Below are 22,048 nucleotides of genomic sequence, written 5' to 3'. Positions count from 1 at the left end.
CCCTGGCCCTGGAGGGGGTCAGCGGCCGACGGCGTACCCCTGCGAGCCCCGGGGGTTCGCCGCGGCGCGGATCCAGCCGCCGTCCAGGGCGACGGCGGACAGCCGCCCGAGCGACCAGCCGTCGACGGCGCGCACGTCCCACCCCCGCGCGGCCAGGCCGCGCGCCACCGACGGGTCGAACCGGTCCTCCAGGACGAGCCGGCCGGGCACGGCCTGCCGCGGCCAGAACGAGCTCGGAGCGGTCTCGGGGTGGAAGGTCGGGGCGTCGACGGCGGCCTGCAGCGCCGTCTCCACCGGGGCACCGCCGGCGCGCGCCCGCTCCGCGGCGTGGACGAGGCGCATCACGAACGGCAGCTGCCACGCGTCCTGCTGGTCACCGCCGGGCGTGCCGAGGGCCATCCACGGCTCGCCGTCGCGCATCAGCAGGGTCGGCGAGAGCGTGGTCCGGGGCCGGCGGCCCGGGCGCAGCGTGGAGCCGAGCCGCGAGCCCCACCGCGGGCCCGCCGAGCGCGGCGAGCCCCCGGCGGCACCGCCGTTCGGGAGCCAGCACATCTGCGCCCTGGTCCCGAGCGCGAAGCCCAGCTCGGGCACCACCGGGGAGCTCTGCAGCCACCCGCCGCTGGGGGTCGCGGAGACGAGGTTGCCCCAGCGGTCGGCCACGTCGACGTGGCAGGTGTCACCGCGCCCCTGCTCCTCCGCCGTGGTCCGCCGGTCGACGGTGGGCTCCCCCACCGCGGCGGCGTCGACGACCTCCGGCGGCGCGGGCGGCGTCGGCAGCTGCGGCAGCCGCCGGCGCGCGCCCCCCGGCCAGCCGGGCTGCAGCTCTCCTCCGGCCCGCTCGCCGATGAACGGGCGGCGCGCGGCGGTGTAGACCGGGTCGAGCAGGTCGACGACGGCGGGGACGTCCACGCCGTCCTCCTCGGCGCCGACCGGGTCGCCGTACCAGGCCTCGCGGTCGGCGCTGGCCAGCTCGAACGCCTCGGCGGTGACGTGCACCCACGACTCGTCGTCGTCGCGCAGCGGGTCGGGGTCGCCGTCGGCGCCGAGCTCGCCGTCGAGCAGCGCCAGCGCCTGGAGCAGCACCGGGCCCTGCCCCCAGGTGCCGGTCTTGGCCACCTGCACCCCGCGGTAGGAGCCGGTGGCCGGCTCCTCGACGGTCGGCTCCCAGGCGGCGAGGTCGGACCCGCGCAGCAGGCCGCCGTCGACCCGGCCGGTGACGTCGCGCCAGCGGGTGTCGGCGAAGAACCTGTCGACGGCCTCGGCCACCTCCCCGCGGTACCAGTGCTCACGGGCGGCCTCGTACTGCGCCTCGCGGCTCGACCCGGCGGCCTCCGCGGCGGCGAGCACCCGCTCGTAGGTGTCCGCGAGCGCGGTCAGCCGCAGCCGCGACCAGGGCTGCGGCGCTCGTCCGGCGCCGTCGGACCCCGTGAGGTAGGTGGCCGCCGACGTCGTCCAGGCGCCGTCGCCGTGCGTGAACAGCGGGATGACGGCCTCGATCGTCGCGGAGACCCGCGGCAGCACGGGGGCGCCGTGGCGGGCGTAGCCGATGGCGGGCTCGAGCACGTCGCGCAGCCGCCAGGTGCCCCAGCGCTGCAGCAGCAGGGTCCACGCCCCGAAGACCCCCGGCACCGTGGCAGGCAGCAGTCCGGACCCCGGGACGGCCTCCAGCCCCAGGTCGGCGAAGGCCTGCGGGGTCGCGGCCGCCGGCACGGGGCCCTGGCCGCAGACCACGTGGGCCGCGCGGTCCTGCGCCGACCACAGCACCAGGGGCATGTCGCCGCCGGGCCCGTTGAGGTGCGGCTCGACGACCTGGAGCACGAACCCGGCGGCCGCCGCGGCGTCGAAGGCGTTGCCGCCGCGCTCCAGCACGCCCATGCCGGTCTGGCTGGCCAGCCAGTGGGTGGACGTGACGGCCCCGAAGGTGCCGGTGATCTCGGGGCGGGTGGTGGTCAGGGGCACGGTTCCACCCTGTCTCCCCCCGCCCCGAGCGGCGAGCCGGTGCGCCTGCAGGCCCTCAGCCGGGGACGACGGCGACGCGCCGGTCCACCCGCTGCGCCTCCGCGACGGCGGCGTCCGCCTCGGCCTTGCTGACGCCGGCCGGCGGGGTCTCGTCGGCCACCGGGTCGGACTCCCCGACGCCGGAGGCGTTCAGGGTCCACCCCGCCCCGAGCTGCACGGCCAGCGCGGCGCGCACCGCTTCGGCCCGGCGCTGGGACAGCCCCAGGTCGTACGCGGTGTCGCCCTGGGAGTCGGTGTGCCCGGTGATCGCCACCGTGCGGGAGGGCTGCGCCTGCAGCTGCTGGGCAGCCACCTGTACCGCTGCACCGGCACCAGGGCCGAGCACGTCGGAGTCGTAGGCGAAGAGCACGTCGGTGGACAGGTCGACCGTCTGCCCCGTCACCGCGGCACCGGACCTGGTGAACCTCGGCTGCGGTCGGGTGGATCGGGGGTGGAGCGTCCAGACGCCCCCGGCGGCAGGCGCCGACGAGGCGGCGCTGCCGGTGACGGGGACGTCGGTGGCCACGAGCACGTCGTCGACCACCACGTCGAGGCGCTGGCCGCCGGGGTCTGCGACGACGACGGTCACGGTCGCGGGGCCACCCCCGGCCTTCGCCCCGTCGGCCCTCGTCGTGGCGCAGCCGCTGCCCGTCCCAGAGGGCGCGGCCAGCCCCACGGCCCCTGTGGTCGGGTCCACGACGTGCACCTGCCTGCACCACCCCACCCCTGCCTGCTGGAGCCACATCGGGAGGGACGCCGTGGAGCCGTCCGGCTGGAGGGCGAGAGCCGTCACGACCAAGCCCTCGGCGCCGCGGTCGAGTCCCGTCAGCTCCCAGGTGATCTCGTCCTCCTGACCCGCGGGGACGGGAGCGGAGGACGGAGCAGCGGACGGAGTGCTGCTGCGCGCCGCCGCGCCGGTGGCGCCGATGACCGTCGTGGTGAGCAGCGCGGCGGTGAGGACAGCGGACGCCATGACCCGCCTGAGGTGCCCCGCCCTCACGAGAGGTGCACGTCCTTCCACGGTCCGAGGGAGCCGACCACGACATCGACCGCAGTGGCTGTGGGCGGCAGCGTCACGTAGGCGTAGGCCGAGATGGTCCCGCCGGCCTCGATCGTCCCCGGCAGCCGGGTGCACAGGCACTCGTCGTCAGCTGTGGTGGCGGTCTGGTAGACGGTCGGGTCACCTGCGGCGGTGATGGTCACTCCCGAGAGGTCGTAGTGCTTGGCGACCTCTGCGACCTGGTAGGGAGAGTGCGACAGGCTCGGGTCGTCCCAGGCGCCCGGCGGGGAGACCGGACCGTCCTGGGCGTGCATGGTGACGGTGACGAGGCCGAGGTCCGGGGAGATGCGACGCACCCCGGTCAGGGTCACCACGGTGATGCCGTCCTCCGCCCACGTGAAGGAGCCGAGGTCCTGCTGTTCGACAGGAGTGCCTACCCGAGGCGCCTGGCCCTCCGCCGAGCCGGCCGCGGCGCTGGGGCCCGGCGAGGCTGCTGGCGCGGCGCCAGAGGGCTGCCCGGCGGTCTGCCCGGCCAGCGGCAGCAAGGAGCAGCCGGAGCTCAGAGCGACGGCGGCCAGCGCGGCAAGGGTTGCTCCGGTGCGCCGGGTGGTGGGCTTCAGAGACACGGAGGGCCTTCCGGTGGGCGGGTCGGGGGGGGCACCACCGCGAGAGTGGGGTGGTCGAGGAGCGTGGCGGGGCGCAGCGGCGAAGATCATCCAGTCGCTGCCGCCGGTTCACCCGACTAGTCGGACGGTGGAGCGGAGGTGCCCCAGGTGCAGGTCGCCGAGGCCCGGGGGCGCCGCCGGTGCGGCGACGGCAGGCGCAGCGGCGGGGGTCGCCGGGTCTGCGGCTGTGGGCGCAGGAGGAGCCGGAGGCTCGGGGAGCGTGGTGAGGCAGCCGTGCGCCGTCCGCAGCCCGAAGCTCCCGCCGGCCAGGCAGAGGCCGGACTCGAGCCGGACCTCGGCCGTCGACGTCGCCTCGGTGCGCTCCTGGGTGCCGGTGACCGCGTGCCGCGAGCGCGTCGTGGCGCGGAACCCGATCGCGCTGTCGGGGCGGGCGACCACGCTCAGGGCGACGAGGTCCTCGCCGTTGGCGTCGGCGTACTGCTGGGCCGCGGCGCGGACGCTCGCCAGCGCGTGGGAGTGCGGGGGCAGGGCGAGCAGGCTCGTCGCCGCGGTGCGGTCACCGGACGCGACCGGCGCCCACAGGGGGTGCAGGCCGTCGTCCCAGGCGTGGGCAGCAGCCAGCGCGGCGGCGTCGGCGGCGGTGCGGGAGGTGGTCCGTGACGCGGCGGCGTCGCCCCAGGGGATGAGCACCGCCAGCGCCAGGGCCACCAGGCAGGCGACCAGCACCGGGAGGGCGACGAGGGTGGAGCCCTCGTCACCCCGCTCCGGTGCGTCAGGCACCGATGCTGTCGATCTGCTCGGTGATCTTCTGGACGAGCGTGTTGCCCCAGCCGTCAGCGGCTCCGACCACGGCGGCGATGATCGCCACGATGACGAAGATGATGCCGGCGTACTCGGCCGAGGCCTGGCCGCGGTCGCTGGAGCTGACGCGCTCGACCAGCCCCGTGACGTGGGCGGTGACGAGGAGCTGGGCGCTGACGAGGGAGCGGGTGACGGCGTTCACGGGGTCCTCCGGGAGGTGGTGGCGGGGTGAGGAGCTGATCTCCTCGTGCAGCTGACGCTAGGAGCCGGCAGGGCCCTGGCCCGAGGGCCCGAGGGCCCCCTCCAGGGCCCGCCCACGGCCCGGCTCACCAGCCGCGACCTGCGCTGACGGGGGCGACGGCGCGCCGGTGCCACGCCGCCACCAGCTCGACCCGGTTGCCGAGGCCGACCTTCGCGTAGACGCGGTTGAGGTTGTTCTTGACGGTCTTCTCGGACAGGTACAGCCGCTGGCCGATGGCCGCGTTGGACAGGCCCTGGAGCACCCCGTCGACGATCTCCGCCTCGCGGTCGGTGAGCAGGTCGCGCATGCGGTCACCGTCGGTGGAGGCGTCCTCGGGCAGGTCCGCGGGAGCGCCCGACGACGGCGGACGCGCCGCCCCGCCGGTCAGGACGGCCGCCGCGGCGACCCTCCCCAGGACCAGCCCGCCGGCGCGGCAGGTGTGGAGCGCCGCGAGGAGCTCGGGCACCTCGAAGGTGCCGTGCACCAGGTAGCCGCGGGCTCCGCGGGCGAGTGCGTCGGCCACGACCTCGGACTCCTCGGAGTGCGTGAGCATGAGGCAGGGGGTGCTGGCGGCCACCTCGTCGAGCACCCCCAGGCCGCCGAGCCGCGGCATCCGGACGTCGAGGCAGACGACGTCGACGTCGGGGTGCTCGGCGAGCAGCGCCAGCGCCTGCTCGCCGTCGGACGCGGTCAGCACCCCGGAGACCGCGCCGCTGTCGCCGAGCAGCACCTCCATGCCCCTGAGCACGACCGGGTTGTCATCGGCGACGAGCACCTTCACGAGGCGGCTCCTCTCGGGGAGGGGGTGGCGCGCGTGCGCGGCGCGGGGAGCAGACGGGCCACCCGCACCCGGTGAGGAGCCACCGGGGGCTGCTGGTCGCGGTCGAGGGGGACGGTCAGCACGGCGCGCAGCCCCCCGCAGGCGGGCCGCTCGAAGGCAGCGGTCCCCCCGAGGGCCTCCAGCCGCTCGTGCACCCCCACCAGCCCGAAGCGGCCGGCGCGACGCAGAGCGGCGAGGTCCAGCGGGCCGGGGAGCCCCGGACCGCCGTCGGTGACGGTGCACCGCAGGACGCGCGGACCACCAGAGCACCCCGCCTCGAGCGCGACGACGACGTCGCTGCCCCCGCCGTGGCGCACCGCGTTCTCGACCAGCTCACCCAGGGCGCCGGACAGCTCGTGGACGGCCGCGGTGGCGAGCGCCAGCGGCGCGTCGCAGCTCACCCGGACGCGCACCCCGCGCGCCGCGGCGGCCGCGACGACGTCGTCGAGCGCTCCGAGCAGGTCGGGCGCAGATCGCTCGCGGAGGTCGGTGAGCAGCGCGCGGGCCTCGCCACGAGCGCGCGCGGCGGCGGTGGCCACCTCTCCGGCGCGCTGCGCCGCTTCGGGCAGGGGCGCTCCGGCGAGCAGACGGCTCTCGAGGGCGCCGGCGAGCAGGTGGACGCCGTGCAGGGTGCTGGCGAGGGAGTCGTGGAGGTCGCGGGCGAGGCGCGAACGCTCGCTGTGGCGCACCGCGGCGACGCGGGCGTCCTCGACCTCGCGACGCAGCACGGCGCGGTCGACGAGCAGCTGGCGCAGGTGGAGCGCCGCCCAGGCGAGACCCGCGAGGACGGCGGTGTGCGCCGAGGCGTCGACGAGCGTCGCGGTGCCGCGCCCCACCTTGAGCACCTGGGCGGCGACGACGAACCCGAGCGCCGCCAGGCCCCCCACCCCGCCGCGCAGCAGGGTGGCGAGGAAGACGGTCGCGCCCGCGAGGACCTGCACCGCGTCCGAGGAGACGAGCGCGAGCAGCGCCCCCGACAGCGCGCTGTCGGCGAGCACGGGCTCCCACCGGCGCAGCAGCACGCGGGCCACCCGTCGCCAGGCGAGCACCGGCACCAGGGAGACGGGCAGCGCCAGGGCGAGCAGCCCCGCCTGCCCCAGCGCCTCGGGCCGCTGGGCGACGACCAGCATCGCTGCCGCGACGCAGGCGAGGCGCAGGTCCAGCACGGTGCGCGCGGTGCTGGCGAGGGCGGCGGCCTCCTCGCCACGGGGCTCCACGACGGCGCTCACGAGAACAGCGCCTGCATCTTCGGCAGGTTCGCCAGCACCATCGCCGCCACGATCAGCAGCACCGAGCCGGGGACGATGAACGTCGTCACCACGAGGGAGACCTTCGGCGCCGCCTTCGCGGCCTGCTGGCGCACGCGCTGCGCGGTCTCGCGCCGCACCTCGGCCGCGATGTCGCCCAGCGCGCCGGCGATGGGCGTGCCGAGCTCCTCGGCCTGCAGCATCGCGGTGACGAAGGTGACCACCGACGGTGCGGGGTTGCGCTCGCGCAGCCGCTCCAGGGCGCGCCGGCGGCTCTCGCCGTAGCGCATGTCGTCGAGCACCTTCGCGACCTCCTCGCCCAGCGGGCCGCCGTCGGCGGCGGAGACGCGCTCCATGGCGGCCTTGAGGCTCAGCCCGGCGCTCACGGTGACGGCGAGCACGTCGAGGAAGTCCGGCAGCTGGGCCGCGACCTGCGCCTGGCGGCGCCGCGCCGCCGTCCACAGCCACGCGGGCATCCAGCCGGCCGCGAGGAGCACCGTGACGACGGCGAGCGCCGAGCGGCCGCCGAGCAGCAGGAACGCCGCGCACAGCAGGCCCAGCGCCAGGAAGCCGGCCTCGCGCCGGACGAGGGAGGCCGTCGTCAGCGCCTCCGGCCGGCCCGCGGCGTCGAGCAGGTGGTCGATGCGGCTCAGGCGCGCGTCGCCGATGAGGCGCAGCAGGCTCCGCTGGCCGGCGAGGCCGAGCCCGTCGACCACGCGGATCATCAGGCGGGGCCGCTCGGTCGCCGTGCCCGCCGCGACGGCGAGGCCGCGCTCCACCTGCTCCAGGCCGGTGGCGCGCAGCAGGCGCCACCCCAGCACGAGGGTGCCCAGGCTGGCCACGGCGGCGAGGGAGAAGACGAGCGGGAGCAGCGGGGCCACGTCAGACCTCCAGGTCGGTGAGGCGGCGGATGAGCAGCCCGCCGACGGCGAACAGCACGGCCGAGGCGAGCAGCACGAGGCGGCCGGGCCCGGAGGTCGCCAGCGCGTCGAGCGCTCCGGGCGAGATGAGGTTCATGACGAAGACGGAGACGACGCCGAGCAGCGCCACCACGACACCGCTGAAGCGCGCGCCCGAGACGGCGGTGATGACCTCGCGCCGCAGCTCCTTGCGCTGCTCGAGCGTCCCGGCCAGCCCCGCGAGCGCGGTGGACAGCGCCCCGCCGGACCGCCGCTGGATCACCAGGGTGCGGACCAGCACGCGCAGCTCGCGGGAGGGCAGGCGGCGGTCGAGGTCGAGCAGGGCGGTGTCGAGGCTGGCGCCGAGCGCCATCTGCTCGGAGACCACGCGGAACTCCGTCCCCGCCGGGTCGGCGACCTCGCGGGCCACCATGCCGACGGCGGTCGGCATCGACAGGCCTGCGGCGGAGGCGTTCGACATCACGCGGGCGACCTCTGGGAGCTGCCCGACGAAGGCCTCGACGCGCTTGCCGCGGCGGCGCTGCAGCCACCGCGAGGCGCCGACCACGGCGAGCGCCACCACGAGCAGGCCCCCGACGACGCCGAGGAGCGGCCGGACGACGAGGGCCGCCAGCACCCCGGCCCCCAGCACGAGGGCCGCGAAGTCGAGCGGCGCCAGGCGCACCGAGCCGCCCGCGAGGCGGTCGGCGAGGCCCCGGCCGAGGCGCGTGCGGGCGAAGCCGCGGCGGCTGCTCGCGAGGAGGCGGGCCAGCGGGTCCGCCGACGCGCCGCCCGCCACGGCGACCACGGCCCGGCTGCGGGCGCGGGCCCCGTCGACGACCGCGGCGGCGACGACGGCCACCACCAGGGTCAGCAGGGTGAGGACGGCGATCTCGACGGGCCCGGCGGGCCACACCGCTGCCAGCGCGCTGCCCGGCGGGGTGGTCACGACCGGCCCCAGCTCGCCGGGACGGCCTCGCCCGCGGCGAGCAGCCGGCGGACCACGGCCTGGGGCAGCTCGTGGTGCACCCACCGACCGGCCACGACGCGGTCGGGTCCGGGCGGTGCCGCCTCGAAGGTGGCCAGCGGCGCCAGCGCGTACGGCTCCCGGTGCCGGGAGACCAGGGCGGCCACCTCCACCACGCGCCGCGAGCCGTCCGCGCCGCGGGAGAGCTGCACCACGACGTCGACGGCGGTGTTGACCTGGTCGCGGAGCACGTCGACCGGCAGCGCCAGCTCGCTCATCGCGGCGAGGGTCTCGATGCGGCCGAGGGCGTCCTCGGCGGCGTTGGCGTGCACGGTGACCAGCGAGCCCTCGTGACCGGTGTTCATCGCCTGGAGCATGTCCAGGGCCTCGCCGCCGCGGACCTCGCCGACGATGATGCGGTCGGGCCGCATGCGCAGGCTGTTGCGGACCAGGTCGCGGATGCTGACCTGGCCGCGGCCCTCGACGTTGGCGGGCCGCGACTCCAGCCGCACCACGTGCTCCTGCTGCAGCGACAGCTCGGCGGCGTCCTCGATGGTGACGATGCGCTCGTGGCCGGGCACCAGGCCCGAGAGGGCGTTGAGGAAGGTCGTCTTGCCGGTGCCGGTGCCGCCGGAGACCACGACGCTCAGCCGGGCCCGCACGAGCGCGCCGAACAGGTCGACCAGGGCCGCGTCGAGGCTGCCGCGCCCGACCAGCTCGTCGAGGCGGAACGGCCGCGGGAAGCGGCGGATGGTCAGCGACGGGCCGTCCAGCGCCAGCGGGGGGATGACGACGTTGACGCGCTCACCGGTGGCCAGGCGCGCGTCGACCATGGGGCTGGACTCGTCGACCCGGCGGTTCACCGCCGAGACGATCCTGTCGATGGTCTGCAGCAGGTGCTCGTCCGAGCTGAAGCTCATCGGGTGGCGCTGCAGGCGCCCGTCGCGCTCGACGAACACGTCGCGCGGACCGTTGACCATGATCTCGGTGATGCTCGGGTCGGCGAGCAGTGGCTCGAGCACGCCCAGCCCGAGGGCGTCGTCGACGACGCGGCGGATGATCGCGGCGCGGTCCCGGTCTCCCAGCACCGGCCCCTCGAGGCTGAGCACGTCGCCCATGCGGCGCTCCAGGCGCAGCCGGCGCTGGTCGTGCGAGAGGGCCGCGAGCTCAGAGCGGTCGAGCTCGGCGAGCAGCCGCTCGCGGTAGACGGCGATCGCGTCGGCGTCGTCGGCGTCGCGGCTGCGGCCGTTCGGGGTGCGCACGGGCACCCGGTCCTTGAGCGCCACGGCGCCCCCTTCCGCTGGACTGGGATGGGTCTGGCTGGTCTTGTCGGTGCTGGTGCTGGTGCTGTGCTGGTGCGGGTCAGCCGGCCGGCATGGCCGCGGTGCGGCTCACCGGCAGCCGCACTAGGGTCACGAACCCCGGGACGCCGAGCGGCACCTCGACGTCGACCCGGACGCAGACGTCACCGCAGCCGCCGCCGGTGCTCACGCGCCGCAGCTCGCCGGCCAGGGGCAGGTCGGCGCGCGCGGCGGCGACCGGGTCCTCCCCCAGCGAGGCGGCGCGCGCGGCGTCGCGCGCCGCGCGCTGGGTCGCCTCCACCGCCGAGACGGCGCCGAAGCCCTGGACGCACAGGAGCGTCACGACCAGCAGCACGGGGACCACGGCCACGAGCTCGACGGCGAGCGACCCGGCGTCCGTCCGCGCGCGGCGCACCGCTCGAGCCCTCACCGGGGCTCCGCGACCACGGGGGCGGACGCCGTGATGGTCAGCACGTCGGTCAGGCCCGGCACGAGCACGGGCCCGACGACGTCGACGGCGACGGCCCCGCCGGCGTCGCGGACGCCGCTGGCGGACCACCCAGCGGGCAGCACCGCGCGGGCAGCAGCTGCGACGTCGAGGGGGCTGGTGGCCGCGACGCGGGCCCCCTCGAAGGCCGCGTGGCGCGCCAGCAGCGCCGTCGTCGCCCACAGGACGCCCTGCAGGCACAGGAGCAGCACGACCAGGACGAGCGCGAACACCACCGGCGCCTCGGCGAGCAGCTGACCGCCGTCACCGCGGGGACGGCGATCGCGCGGGCTCACCGGCCCGCCCCGGGCCCGGCCGGCGGCTCAGCCGCCGGGTCGGCTGCCGGACCGACTGCCGGGTCGACGGAGGGTGCGACCAGCGGGTGCGACCGCCGGGGAGAGGAGCCGCGGGGGTCGCCCATGCGGGCGATGAGGTCGCCCGAGCCGTCGACGCGGTTCCACACCGGCGGGGTCGCCCCCGGGCTCGGAGCCACCGGCGGTCGCACCGCGGCCGACGGGGTCGGCGGGGCCCACGGGTCCACCACCCGGACCGGTGCCGGCGGCGGGGGCGTCCGCTGCGCGGGCGGCGCCGGGGGCGCTGAGCGGCGGGGCGCTCGGGCCCTCGCCGGCGCGGGGGTCGGGGGCGCCCAGACGTCGTCCTGCGGCACGGCCGGCGCAGGCGCCGCGGTGGGTGCCGGGATGGGTGCCACCGGAGCAGCGACCGGAGCAGCGACGGGAGCAGCGACCGGAGCAGCGACCGGGACCGCGACCGGAGCCGGCGGGACCGGCGCGGCGGCCACCAGGAGGGGGGTCTCCTCGAGGAGGTACCCGGTCACCGGCGCCGCGACCTCCGCCGGAGCGGTGGCCCCGGGGCGGCGAGCGCTCCGGGACCGCCGCGGGGCGCGCCCGGGGCCGGCCTCGCCCGGACCGGCCTCGTCCGGCCCCGACGACGGTCGCGGGTCGCGCAGGGGGCGCGCGCGCCGTCGCGCCGGGACCGCCGCGGGAGCGGCCAGGCCCGTCGCGGCGCTGAGCGCGGCGACCGCGGGCGCCAGGGCGGCCGGCGGGGCGTGCAGCAGGCGCCCGGCGTTCAGGGGTGCCTCCAGCGCGGAGAAGGCCGCGGGCAGGGCCGCGGTGACGGGCAGCCCGAGGACGCGGCTGACCAGGTCGGGCTGCACCTCGACCTTCCGGCTGACGCGGTTGAGCACGAGCCGGACCCCCTCGGGGGTGCGCACCGAGAGCCGCTCCCACGTGGCCAGCGCGGCGCGGGCGGCGCGCAGCGCCACCACGTCGGTGCTGGTGACGAGCACCACCTCGTCGGCGAGCTCGATCACCATGGCGCGGGCCTCGTCGAGGTCGGAGCCGCAGTCGACGACCACGACGTCGAAGTGCGAGCGCAGGTGGCTGAAGACGGCGCGGGCGACGTCGGCGGTCAGGTCCTCCGCGCGCTCGACCTCCTCGGGCGCGAGCACGAGCACCAGCCCGCACTCGTGCTCGACGGCGACCTCGCGGATGCTGCGACCGGTCAGGTCGGAGGCCACCTCGGCGAGGTCGGCGAGGGTGCGCCGCGCGGTGACGTCGGCGTAGAAGCCGAGGGTGCCGCCCCGCAGGTCGGCGTCCACCAGGCACACCGACGGCGCGGAGCTCAGCGCCTCGCGGGCCAGGAGCGTGGCGATGACGCTCGTGCCGACGCCCCCCTTGGCCCCGGCGAGGGCCACCAGGCGCCCCCGGGTGCCGGCGCGCCGCTGGTCGCCGCCGACGTGGGCGCGCAGCGAGCGGCCCCAGTCGGCGGCCTGCTGCACCCGGGTGCGCAGGTCGTCCAGGGACGAGGGGAAGGCGATGGTCGACCGGGCCCCGGCCTCCAGGGCCGCGGCGTACCGCTCCGCGGAGGTGCGCTCGGAGGTCTCCGGCGTCAGCACCACGACGCCGGCGAAGGGGTTGGCGGTGGAGGCGTCGCGCACGGTGTCGCGCAGCGAGACGCGCGCCATGCGCTCGTCCAGGAGCAGCACGTCGACGTCGGCGGCGCCGAGGGCCTCCGCGAGCCGGTCGAGGTCGGGCACCACGGCGGCCAGGACGAGGTCGGCGCTCTCGTCGACCACGAGCTCGACGTGCTCGCGCAGGGCCTCGTCATCGGTGGCCAGGACGATGCTGGTGGCCATCAGCGGCTCCCCTCGGTGAAGACCTGCTGGTCGGTGGCGATCGGTGCGTCGTCGCCGCCGCCGCGCAGCGCGAGGCGGACCTTGACGGCGAAGCTCTCGGCGTAGGCGAGGCGCAGCGCGTCGGCCACGGGGAGCGCGAAGGTGACGGGAACGGCCTTGCCCTCGGTGAGGCCCCCGGTGGTGTCGGCCTGCACGTCCTGGACGACGCCCACGTTGAGCACCAGCGCGTCCTGGACCCACACCTGCGCGGTGGCCGGTGCCGCGGGCGCGTCCGCGGTGGCGGTGCCGGTGCCGCCCGAGGGCCCGTCCGCCGCGGTGGTGGCGATGACGTCGACCCTGTCCCCGGCGCTGACCTTGCCCGCCACGCCCGTCTCGGCGTCGACCAGGATCGCGACCTCGCGGTACCCGTCGGCGACGCCCGGTGAGGTCTCGAACATCCCCGTCTGGGCGTAGGTGCCGGCCGGCAGCGCGCTCGGCGAGACGAGGCCGACCACGGAGGCGGCGTCGAGGACGGCGCCGGCCGGAGCCCACTGGCGGGGCACGTCGACGACGGTGACGTCAGCGGGGGTGAGGGCGGTGAACGCGGGGACGTCGTGGCTGAGGGCGACGACGCCGACGAGCGGCCCGACCTTGGCGCTCACCGAGGAGACGAAGGACAGGACGGAGGCGAAGACCGCGACCGCGCCCACCAGGGCGACGACGACGAGCAGCGCACCGCGGCGCTGGCGGGGGTTCATGCGGGGTGCTCCTCGGAGGTGGTGCCGGCGGCCCGGTGGTGGCCGCAGAACGGGCAGGTGCCGGTGGGGGTGGGTCGGTGGCAGCCGCGGCACGGCTCGACGGCGGCGACCGCCGGGTCGGCGAGCAGCTGCTCCAGCGGAGCGGTCAGCACGCTGACCTCGGCGAGGGGCCGGGCCGCGCGGTCGGGCCGGCCGCAGGCGCTCACGTCCAGGGCGCGGACGCCGGCGCGGGCCAGCAGCTCCTCGCCCCAGGTCCTCCCGGCGGCGCCGGTGTGAGCGGCCCAGGCCGGCCCGATCGGACGGCGGGAGGCGGTCGGGCGCGGTGACACGCCGCGGGTCACGGACCCTCCCGCGAGGTCGACCGTGAACCGCGTGCCGGGGACCCACGAGAGGGCGTGCTGCCACAGCGACGGCGCGGGGCGGCCCAGGGCGGCGACCGTCCCGACCACGCGCCAGGACTGCAGCGCTGCCGCCGCTGCCCGCGCCAGGGGCACGAGGGCCGCCAGGGGCACGTCGGCGCCGGTGCTGCGCAGGACGGCGGCGACCGCGACGGCGGCGGTCAGGGGTGCCTCGTCGGCGTGCTCCGGCGCGTCCACCACCTCGACCACGAGGTCGCGCCGGCCCGCGAGCGCCCTCGCGGTGGCCAGGCCGCGGGCTCCGCCGGCGATCCCGGGGAGCCAGGCGAGCACCAGGTGGTCGCCGGCGGGGTGCGAGACCAGCGCCTCGAAGGGGTCCACGGGCGCGGGAGGCGTCGCGAGGGCGGAGCGAGGGTCGGCGGCGAAGCCGAGGGTGGTGATGTCAGCGCGCACGGAGCTCCTCACGGAGAGAGACGACGAGGCGCTGGTGATCACGCCGGGACGATCACGGACTGTGCACGACTGCGACCTCTCGGCACGGCAGGAGCTCGCTCCGCCCACGGATCGGGTGCATCCGCCCGGCCGACAAGATCACTAAGGGTGACAGTCGAGGGTGACACCCGTGATCACTCAGGGTCACAAACCGGTCAGGGGCTGACGCAGCCCGCCAGGGGGTGGACCGCCTCGCCGGCGGCCAGGTCCTGGCCCGTCGCGCCGACGAGCGTCCGCGCGGTGCGCTGCTGGTCGTACTGCAGCCCGGTCCCCTCGACCTTGCCCGCCAGCTCGAGGTCGCCGCTCGCGCGGCCGCCGGCGCCGTCGGTCCCGCTGGAGGTGGCGTAGACCAGCTCCTGGTGCCGGGAGCGGGTGAGCAGCCGGGCCGCGAGCCGTGCCGTCGCCTCCCGGTCGAGGGTCGGCACCGGCGCGGTGACGCTGAGACCGGCCACGGGGACCGTGGACGTCGTGAAGGCGCGGTCGAACGCGGCCCGGTCCGCCGGTCGGGTGAGGTCGAGGCTCCAGCTCTCCACGGTGGCCGTGCCCTCCCCGCCCGCTGACGAGGCGCGCTCCGTCGTCACGACGAGCTCCAGGGGGTTCCCCTGCGAGTCGAAGGTCGTGCTCCACTCGCCCGAGGCCGCCGCCGCGCCTCCCGCGCCCCCGGCAGCGGTCACCCCCTCCCCGAAGGGCGCCCACGAGGCACCGGCCGACGCACCACCTCCCAGGGCTCCGGTGACCGTGGAGGCGGGCCGGCCGGGGCCGTCGTCGTGGAGCGAGACCGTCGCCGTCAGCCGCTGCTCGGCGCTCAGACCCGCCTCGACGCCACCCCCGGGCACCTCACCCGACGCCGTCGCCGCAGCCTCCGCCACCAGGGAGACCTCGACGGCGTCGGCACCGCCGTTGCGGAAGGCGAGGTCCTCGGCGGCGCGCTGCTCGTCGGTCGGCCCCGCGCCCCAGCGGGTGGTCAGGTCCCACCACCGCTCCTGCGCGCTGTGGCGCGCCTCGTGGAAGCCCTGGGCGTAGAGCTGGCGCCCCGAGACCACGGCGTCCGCGGCCTGTCCGAGGGCGCCCCGCTGGTGGTCCACGAAGTCCTGGGCGGCGACCGCCCCGCCGTCGGCCTCGCGGAAGTCGAACAGCAGGGCGACGTCACCCCCCGCGCGGACGCTCGCCTCCGCCGTCACCTCCGCGCCCCCCAGCTCCTCGCCCCCACCTCCTCCCCCGGCCCCTCCCCCGGTCCCTCCCCCTCGCTCGCCCCCTGCCCCGGCCCCTCCCCCGGTCCCTCCCCCTGCCCCGGTCTTGCTCGGGCCGGACCTGAACGCGAGCTTCCCCGCCGTCGCGTCGACGCCAGCGGTGGCGCTCTGCACGAGGCGCACCTGGGCGGAGCCGTCGCTCTGGACCGTCAACCGGTCGCCGTCCTCGCGGCGCACGCCCAGGTACGCGGCCGACACCTCGTAGCCGTTCGTGTGCTCGGACTGGAACACGGGGCACACCACGTCGGGGCCGTCCGCCCTGTCCACGAGGGCGCAGACGGCGTCGAGCGCGGCGCAGATCCGCTCGACGACGCTGCGGCCGATCCCCGTCCTCGCCGCCGCGAGGGCCACCACGAGCGCTGCGGCGACGAAGACCACGCCGGCGTACTCGACGCTGGCAGCCCCCCGGTCTCCGCTGAGCGCGGGACGTCGGGTCCGGGTCCGGGCCCGGCCCGGGGGGACGGCGAGGGCGCCGAGAGACCCCTCCACCAGCCACCGGGGCAGCTCCCACCAGAGCTCGGAGGGCAGGGCGGGGCCGCCGGCGAGGTTCCAGAGCACCAGCGGTGCCACGTACAGGGCCCACCCGGCACCGACGCCCAGGAGCGCGGACGGCAGCGCCTGCCGCCGGGCGTCCGTGCCGCGGAACCGGCGCGCGAGCAGCGCCGCGAGCGCCCCCGCCGCCAGGCGGACCGGGCTGGAGACGACCACCGACAGCCCCAGCACCGCGGCCCGCAGGGAGTCGTCGAGCTGGCGGGTCCCGGGCGGGATGACCTGCTCCACCGCCCACGGGGCGACGAGGAGGCCCGCGACCAGCGTTCCGGTCAGGGCGAGGAGGGCGGCGGCGGCGACGGCGCGCCAGGAGGTGGTGGAGAGCACGGGGGGAGCGTGGAGGGCGCACCCCCGCCCGACCGAGGGCCTGAGGGCCCCGTGCGGGGCCCCGCACCGGACGAGCCGGTGCTGCCCGACCGCTCCTCAGCAGGGCCCCAGGGCCCTCGCGGGCGGTCCCCCGCGGGAGACACGATGGCGCGGTGACCCCCGCACCGATCACCTCGCTGGCCGCCCCGCCGGCCACGCCCCGGGCCGCCCCGGTCTTCGGACCCGGCCCGCAGACGCTCGTCGTCGACGGGCTGGCCGTGGCCGCCGTCGCCGTGGCCCGCTCGCGCAGCGAGCGCCGGACGGGCCTGCTCGGCAGCAGCGGGGTCGACGGGGCCCTCTGGATCACCCGCTGCGGCGCGGTGCACACCGTCGGGATGACCTACCCGCTGGAGGTGGCCTTCCTCGACCGGCGCGGCCGGTGCACGGCGGTCCGCACCCTGGCCCCGGGCCGCTGGTCGCGCCCGCGCCTGCGCGCCCGGTCGACGCTCGAGGCCGAGGTCGGCAGCTTCGCGGCGTGGGGCCTGGGCCCGGGCTCGGTGGTGGGCACCGCCTGAGCCACCTCGGGGCGGCTCAGGCGGCGTCGAGCTCGGGCAGGTACCCGCCCCACAGCGGGCTGCGGTGCTCGCTGCCCCGCAGCAGCCACGCCGCCCCGTGCGGCGCCCGCAGCCGCGAGCGCAGCTGCCAGCCCATCTCCTCGGGGGTGCGGTCGCCCTTCACGCCGTTGCAGCGCAGGCAGCAGGCCACGAGGTTCTCCCAGGTGTCCCGGCCGCCCCGGCTGCGGGGCATGACGTGGTCGACGGTGCTGGCGGGGCGCGAGCAGTACCCGCAGCGGTGCCCGTCGCGTCGCAGCACCCCGCGCCGGGAGACCGGGACGGCCCGCCCGAAGGGCACGCGCACGTAGCGGTTCAGGACGATGACGGCGGGTCGCGGCAGCACGACCGTCGTCGAGGCGACGGGCACCTCGTCGGCGACCACCACGCTCGCCTTGCCCGCCAGCACGAGGACGAGCGCGCGGCGCAGGGGCACCACCGCGAGCGGCTCGTAGCCGGCGTTCAGCACCAGGGTCCTCATCGGACGACCCCCTCCAGAACGGCGACAGGCGCCGTCCCCAGGGGGACGGCGCCTGTCGGCACGGTGGTCGGGCTGCTCGCGGAGGGAGACAACCAGCGACCGCGAGGACTGCTGGGACTACTCGGACTGCGGTGGTGCCGGTCGCTGCGCAGCGCGGAGCCCGTCTCGGCGGGCACCCGCTGCGGCGGGTGTGGCGGTACCACGTGCGCACTGTACGACGCGCAGGCGCTCCGGGGCCTCCCCCTTCACGCGGTGTTCGCCTGCTGGTCGCGCGACCTCAGGCCACGCGGGTGAAGACGACCGACGACGACCACACGTCGCGCACGTCGATGGACTTGCCGGTGCGCGGGGAGTCGATCATCTTCCCGTTCCCGAGGTAGATGCCGTTGTGGTAGACGCCGCCCTTGCCGGTGAAGGAGACGATGTCGCCGGCCTTGGCCTCCGAGGCGGACACGCGGGTGCCGGCGGCGGCCTGCGAGGAGGCGGTGCGGGGCAGGTCGACGCCGACCTGGGCGTACACGTAGCGCACGAAGCCGGAGCAGTCGAAGCCGGCGGGGGTGGTGCCGCCGAAGCGGTACTTGATGCCGGTGTAGCGCTTGGCGACGTCGATGACGGACGTGCCGGCGGGGGCGACGGTCGGCGTGGGGGCCGGGTCGCTGTCCGAGCCGCCGCCGTCGGGGGTCTCGTCGGGGGCGTCGGCCGTGCCGGCGGTGGTCGCGGACCGGGCGCTGGCCGCGCGCGCCTCCTGGACGGCGGCGAAGCGGGCGCTGGCGCGGGAGGCGCGCTCGGCGACGGCGGCGCGCTCACCGGCGGCGGCCTGGTCGTCCTGGCGGTACTGACCGGCGTCGACCGTGGTCAGGGAGGTGAGCGCGAAGCTGACCTGCGCCTTGGCCGGGGCGCTGACCCCGGAGCCCGACGCCGGCTGCGAGGCGGTCGCGTCAGGGGCGTCGGCGGCCAGCGCGGGGGACGCGATGACGGGCAGGCCCATGGTGACCAGGAGACCGCTGCTGACGGCGATGACGGCGGAGCGGCGGACGCTGCTCGAGGCGCCGCTGCCGACGGCGTCGCCGATGAGGGCGAGCGGCGTGCGGGTGCGCACGGGGCGACGGTGGCGGGCTGCGGGCCTGCTGCTCACGGTCATGGCGTCTGGGCCTCTCCGACGCCTGCGGGGTGAGCTGTCGGGTTCAGGCGGAGGTCATCGCCTGGCGCGCACCACCGGGGTCGCCGGCCGGGTGCGCGCTGCACCCCGAGGAGCTCCACCGGGAGCCCCGTGGTTCATGGGTCCCCCGCCCCTGCCAGCGGTGTCCGTCCGACCGCATCCGGTGGCAGGGTTCGGCGCCCGGTGCGTCCCCCGCGAGCTCGCTCTCGAGGTAAGACAGACAGTAATGACGCGTGACTCTCAGTCTTGGGATCTCGAAGATGTGGCTAAACGTGACCTGGGTCACACACCTGTGGGCCGGGTGGGGCCGACGGGTCAGGCGGTGCGCACCACGAAGACGTGGACGGCGACGTCGTCGGTCAGCACCTCGCGCGACTCCCCGACCAGCACCCCGCCGGCGACGCGGGTGACGGTCGCGGTGCCCCCCGGCCGCAGCCCGAGGGCGGAGAGCCGGTGCATCCCGGCGGTGTCGGCCTGCGCCGGCTCGCCGACGCGGCGCACCTGGACCTCGATCGGCGTCGCCGTGGCGGCGGCCACCAGCGTCTGGAGCCCGTCGAGGGTGTCCGGCACGTCGGTGCCGCCGATCTGGGCCAGCCCCGGGATGGGGTTGCCGTACGGGTCCTCCTTGGGGGCCTCGAGCAGGTCGAGCAGGCGGCGCTCGACCCGCTCGCTCATGACGTGCTCCCAGCGGCAGGCCTCGTCGTGGACGTACTCCCACTCCAGCCCGATGACGTCGATCAGCAGCCGCTCCGCGAGGCGGTGCTTGCGCATGACCTGCGTGGCGCGGTCGCGGCCGAGGGCGGTGAACTCGAGGTGGCGGTCGCCGCTGACGACGACGAGGCCGTCGCGCTCCATCCGCGCGACGGTCTGCGAGACGGTGGGCCCGCTCTGCTGCAGGCGCTGGGCGATCCGCGCGCGCAGCGGGACCGTGCCCTCCTCCTCCAGCTCGAAGATCGTCTTGAGGTACATCTCGGTGGTGTCGATGAGGTCGCTCACGCCAGCCCCTTGCCTCTTCCTGAACGCGTCCAGCCTGGTGCCAGCCTAGTCGCGGGCGAGGGACCCCTCCTCAGGGCTCCACCCGGTGGACGTCCGGCACCTCGAAGGTGAAGACGTCGGCGTCGAAGTCGGAGTAGCCGGCGTAGTCGACGAGCTCGTACAGCCGCGCGCGGGTCAGCATCGCGGGCACCTCCTGCTCGAGGGTCCCCCCGGCCGCGAGCGCACCCAGGGCCCGCTCGACGGCGCCCATCGCCGTCCGCAGCAGGCTCACGGGGTGCAGGGCGATGGTCACCCCGACCTCGGCCAGCTGGGCGTGCGTGAACAGCGGCGCCTTGCCGAACTCGGTGAGGTTGGCCAGCACGGGCACGTCCACGGCGGCGACGACGCGCTCGTAGTCCGCGAGCGAGAGCATCGCCTCGGGGAAGACGGCGTCCGCGCCGGCGTCGACGTAGGCCCTGAGCCGGTCGACGGCGGCGTCCAGGCCCTCCACGGCGCGCGCGTCGGAGCGGGCCATGACCACCAGGTCGGGGTCGCGCCGGGCGCGCACCGCGGCGGCGACCCGCTGGGCGGCGGTGGCGCGGTCGACCACCTGCTTGCCGTCGAGGTGACCGCAGCGCTTGGGGTTGACCTGGTCCTCGAGGTGCAGGCCCGCCACCCCGGCGTCCTCCATCACCTGCACGGTGCGGGCGACGTTCATCGGCTCGCCGAAGCCGGTGTCGGCGTCGACCAGCACGGGCAGGTCGGTGGTGCGAGCCACCTGCGCGGCGCGCTGGGCCACCTCCGTCAGCGTGGTGAGGCCGATGTCGGGCAGGCCCAGCTCGGCGGAGACGACGGCGCCGGAGACGTAGACGCCCTCGAAGCCGTGCTGGGCCACCAGCGCGGTCGACAGCGGGGTGAAGGCCCCGACGAAGCGCTGCAGCTGCCCGCTCGCCAGGCCCTCGCGCAGGGCCCGGCGCTTCTCGGACGCGGTGCGCGCGGCGTGCAGCATCAGAGGATCCCGCCGGCCGGCGTCGCGACGCGCGCCCTCACCGTGAGGCCGCTCAGCTCGCCGGGGCCCAGCTCCGGCAGGCGCTGGGCGACGTCGAGGAAGCGCTCCACCTCGGCCTCGTCGAGCACCCCCTCGGCGAGGGTGCGGAACTTGGCGACGTAGTCGGCGCGGGCGAAGGGCCGCGCCCCCGCGGGGTGGGCGTCGGCGACGGCGATCTCCTCGACCACCCGGCTGCCGTCGGCGAGCTCGGCCTCCAGCCGCCCGCCGAAGGCCCTCCTCATCGGGTCGGGGTCGTGGTAGCGGCGGGTCCACTCCGGGTCCTCGACCGTGGACACCTTCGACCACAGGGCCGTGGTGTCCGGGCGGCCGGCGCGCTCGGGGGTGTAGCTGCGCTCGTGGTGCCAGCCGCCGTCCTGGAGGGCCACCGCCACGACGTACGGGATCGAGTGGTCGAGCGTCTCGCGGCTCGCGGTGGGGTCGTACTTCTGCGGGTCGTTGGCACCGGAGCCGATGACGTGGTGGGTGTGGTGGCTGGTGTGCAGGACGATGCTCCGCACCTGCTCCGGGTCGCGCAGCGCCGGGTGCTGCGCGCCGAGGCGGCGTGCGAGGTCGATCCACGCCTGCGCCTGGTACTCCGCGGAGTGCTCCTTGGTGTAGCTGTCGAGGATCCCGCGCCGCTGCTCCCCCCGTTCCGGCAGGGGTACCTCGTAGGTGTGGCCGAAACCGGAGAGCAGGCGCGCGATGACGCCGTCCTCCCCCTCGTAGATCGGGGTGGGGCTGGTCTGCCCCCGGACGGCGCGGTCCACGGCCTCGACGGCGGCCTTGCCGGCGAAGGCGGGGGCGTGCGCCTTCCAGGTGCTGATCTCGCCCTTGCGCGACTGCCGCGTGGCGGTGGTGGTGTGCAGCGCCTGGCCGATGGCGTGGAAGACCTGCTCGGTGGGCAGGCGCAGCAGCGTCCCCAGGCCCGCGGCGGCGGACGGCCCGAGGTGGGCGACGTGGTCGATCTTGTGCTCGTGCAGGCAAATGCCCCGCACGAGGTCGATCTGCACCTCGTAGGCGGTGACGATGGCCCTCACGACGTCGTCCCCCGTGGTGCCCTGCGTGACGGCGAGGTGCTGCGCGACCGCGACGACGGGCGGGACGTTGTCACCGGGGTGGGAGTAGTCGGCGGCGAGGAAGGTGTCGTGGAAGTCGAGCTCGCGCACGGCCACGCCGTTGGCCCACGCGGCCCACTCGGGCCCGTAGCGGCCGGGGGCGCCGTGCACGGTGGCCCCGGTGCCCTGGCTGGGGGCGGCGCCGCTGGCGGGGTGGGCCATCGCCTGCGCCCGCGCGGCGACGACGGGCGCGCGCGTCAGCGAGGCGGTGGCCACGGCGGCGTCGTCGATGACGCGGTTGACCACCATGTCGACGACGTCCTCGTCGATGCTCGGCAGCGCGGTGGTGTCCGCGGCCAGCTGCGCGAGCTTCCACGCCAGCTGCTCGGTGCGGGGCAGGGCCTCGTCGCTGCGGTGGGCCCGGACCTGGTGCGCCTTCATCGGTGCGTCCTCACCCCGCCACGCTAGCCGCCGCTGCGCGGGGTGG

The 22,048-nt window shown here is 76.8% G+C and carries 22 protein-coding genes and 1 riboswitch; of the genes, 1 reads left to right on the top strand and 21 read right to left on the bottom strand.

The genetic code is table 11. The annotated features are described in order from the left end of the window. Positions 1 to 18 precede the first annotated feature (18 nt). The 16 genes from F1641_RS00290 to F1641_RS00215 all read right to left on the bottom strand — a co-directional run bounded on the left by F1641_RS00290 (position 19) and on the right by F1641_RS00215 (position 16,253). The gene (locus tag F1641_RS00290) at positions 19 to 1,953 is read right to left on the bottom strand and encodes a gamma-glutamyltransferase (protein WP_194903244.1); all 1,935 of its coding nucleotides are present in this window, start codon (positions 1,951 to 1,953) and stop codon (positions 19 to 21) included. Positions 1,954 to 2,014: 61 nt separating this feature from the next. Further along, entirely contained in the window at positions 2,015 to 2,971 is a 957-nt protein-coding gene (locus F1641_RS00285; RefSeq protein WP_194902522.1) for an OmpA family protein, read from the bottom strand. Positions 2,972 to 2,994: 23 nt separating this feature from the next. Further along, complete coding sequence (locus F1641_RS00280; protein ID WP_194902521.1) at positions 2,995 to 3,624, bottom strand: hypothetical protein; 630 nt, start codon at positions 3,622 to 3,624, stop codon at positions 2,995 to 2,997. Positions 3,625 to 3,732: 108 nt separating this feature from the next. Further along, positions 3,733 to 4,404, bottom strand: coding sequence for a hypothetical protein (locus F1641_RS00275; protein WP_194902520.1), 672 nt, complete (start codon positions 4,402 to 4,404; stop codon positions 3,733 to 3,735). Continuing rightward, positions 4,397 to 4,627, bottom strand: a complete 231-nt coding sequence (locus F1641_RS00270) for a hypothetical protein (RefSeq protein WP_194902519.1) — start codon at positions 4,625 to 4,627, stop codon at positions 4,397 to 4,399. The genes F1641_RS00275 and F1641_RS00270 overlap by 8 nt, the downstream gene beginning before the upstream one ends. Before the next feature lie 124 nt (positions 4,628 to 4,751). Next, positions 4,752 to 5,447 carry a response regulator transcription factor gene (locus tag F1641_RS22660; protein ID WP_194902518.1) on the bottom strand — a complete coding sequence of 232 codons (696 nt, stop codon included), beginning with the start codon at positions 5,445 to 5,447 and terminating at the stop codon, positions 4,752 to 4,754. Next, on the bottom strand, positions 5,444 to 6,715 hold the full coding sequence (locus tag F1641_RS00260) for a histidine kinase (protein ID WP_194902517.1): 1,272 nt from the start codon (positions 6,713 to 6,715) through the stop codon (positions 5,444 to 5,446). The genes F1641_RS22660 and F1641_RS00260 overlap by 4 nt, the downstream gene beginning before the upstream one ends. Continuing rightward, positions 6,712 to 7,614, bottom strand: coding sequence for a type II secretion system F family protein (locus F1641_RS00255; RefSeq protein ID WP_194902516.1), 903 nt, complete (start codon positions 7,612 to 7,614; stop codon positions 6,712 to 6,714). The genes F1641_RS00260 and F1641_RS00255 overlap by 4 nt, the downstream gene beginning before the upstream one ends. Position 7,615: 1 nt before the next feature. Next, the gene (locus F1641_RS22655) at positions 7,616 to 8,581 is read right to left on the bottom strand and encodes a type II secretion system F family protein (RefSeq protein WP_194902515.1); all 966 of its coding nucleotides are present in this window, start codon (positions 8,579 to 8,581) and stop codon (positions 7,616 to 7,618) included. After that, positions 8,578 to 9,885 carry a CpaF family protein gene (locus F1641_RS00245; protein WP_219729459.1) on the bottom strand — a complete coding sequence of 436 codons (1,308 nt, stop codon included), beginning with the start codon at positions 9,883 to 9,885 and terminating at the stop codon, positions 8,578 to 8,580. The genes F1641_RS22655 and F1641_RS00245 overlap by 4 nt, the downstream gene beginning before the upstream one ends. Positions 9,886 to 9,961: 76 nt before the next feature. After that, positions 9,962 to 10,330: a TadE/TadG family type IV pilus assembly protein gene (locus F1641_RS00240; protein WP_194902514.1), complete on the bottom strand. Its 369-nt coding sequence runs from the start codon at positions 10,328 to 10,330 to the stop codon at positions 9,962 to 9,964. Beyond that, the gene (locus F1641_RS00235; protein ID WP_194902513.1) at positions 10,327 to 10,683 is read right to left on the bottom strand and encodes a hypothetical protein; all 357 of its coding nucleotides are present in this window, start codon (positions 10,681 to 10,683) and stop codon (positions 10,327 to 10,329) included. Before F1641_RS00235 ends, F1641_RS00240 begins: the two co-directional genes overlap by 4 nt. Next, positions 10,680 to 12,542, bottom strand: coding sequence for an AAA family ATPase (locus F1641_RS00230; protein WP_194902512.1), 1,863 nt, complete (start codon positions 12,540 to 12,542; stop codon positions 10,680 to 10,682). Before F1641_RS00230 ends, F1641_RS00235 begins: the two co-directional genes overlap by 4 nt. Then, entirely contained in the window at positions 12,542 to 13,279 is a 738-nt protein-coding gene (cpaB, locus tag F1641_RS00225) for a Flp pilus assembly protein CpaB (RefSeq protein ID WP_194902511.1), read from the bottom strand. Before cpaB ends, F1641_RS00230 begins: the two co-directional genes overlap by 1 nt. Beyond that, positions 13,276 to 14,088: a hypothetical protein gene (locus tag F1641_RS00220; protein WP_194902510.1), complete on the bottom strand. Its 813-nt coding sequence runs from the start codon at positions 14,086 to 14,088 to the stop codon at positions 13,276 to 13,278. Before F1641_RS00220 ends, cpaB begins: the two co-directional genes overlap by 4 nt. A 194-nt stretch (positions 14,089 to 14,282) precedes the next feature. After that, positions 14,283 to 16,253, bottom strand: a complete 1,971-nt coding sequence (locus F1641_RS00215) for a hypothetical protein (RefSeq protein WP_194902509.1) — start codon at positions 16,251 to 16,253, stop codon at positions 14,283 to 14,285. 152 nt (positions 16,254 to 16,405) lie between these two features. On the opposite strand from F1641_RS00215, the gene F1641_RS00210 reads away from it, so the two are divergent. Next, complete coding sequence (locus tag F1641_RS00210) at positions 16,406 to 16,807, top strand: DUF192 domain-containing protein (protein ID WP_206690347.1); 402 nt, start codon at positions 16,406 to 16,408, stop codon at positions 16,805 to 16,807. A 16-nt stretch (positions 16,808 to 16,823) separates the two neighbouring features. Here F1641_RS00210 and F1641_RS00205 read toward each other — a convergent pair whose 3' ends face one another. The 5 genes from F1641_RS00205 to F1641_RS00185 all read right to left on the bottom strand — a co-directional run bounded on the left by F1641_RS00205 (position 16,824) and on the right by F1641_RS00185 (position 22,002). Further along, positions 16,824 to 17,324, bottom strand: a complete 501-nt coding sequence (locus F1641_RS00205; RefSeq protein ID WP_194902508.1) for an HNH endonuclease — start codon at positions 17,322 to 17,324, stop codon at positions 16,824 to 16,826. A gap of 277 nt (positions 17,325 to 17,601) precedes the next feature. Then, positions 17,602 to 18,423, bottom strand: a complete 822-nt coding sequence (locus tag F1641_RS00200) for a C40 family peptidase (RefSeq protein ID WP_194902507.1) — start codon at positions 18,421 to 18,423, stop codon at positions 17,602 to 17,604. Between the two features lie 53 nt (positions 18,424 to 18,476). Then, a riboswitch (cyclic di-AMP (ydaO/yuaA leader) is annotated at positions 18,477 to 18,662 on the bottom strand. A 136-nt stretch (positions 18,663 to 18,798) separates the two neighbouring features. Then, a complete protein-coding gene (locus tag F1641_RS22365) occupies positions 18,799 to 19,479 on the bottom strand; it encodes a metal-dependent transcriptional regulator (RefSeq protein ID WP_194902506.1) in 681 nt (226 codons plus the stop codon). A gap of 70 nt (positions 19,480 to 19,549) precedes the next feature. Next, on the bottom strand, positions 19,550 to 20,467 hold the full coding sequence (gene prpB, locus F1641_RS00190; protein ID WP_194902505.1) for a methylisocitrate lyase: 918 nt from the start codon (positions 20,465 to 20,467) through the stop codon (positions 19,550 to 19,552). After that, a complete protein-coding gene (locus F1641_RS00185) occupies positions 20,467 to 22,002 on the bottom strand; it encodes an MmgE/PrpD family protein (RefSeq protein ID WP_194902504.1) in 1,536 nt (511 codons plus the stop codon). The genes prpB and F1641_RS00185 overlap by 1 nt, the downstream gene beginning before the upstream one ends. Between the last annotated feature and the right edge of the window lie 46 nt (positions 22,003 to 22,048).

It is taken from the genome of Quadrisphaera sp. INWT6 (assembly GCF_015390235.1).
Taxonomy (GTDB): domain Bacteria; phylum Actinomycetota; class Actinomycetes; order Actinomycetales; family Quadrisphaeraceae; genus Quadrisphaera.
This window is presented reverse-complemented; position numbering and strand designations above follow the sequence as displayed.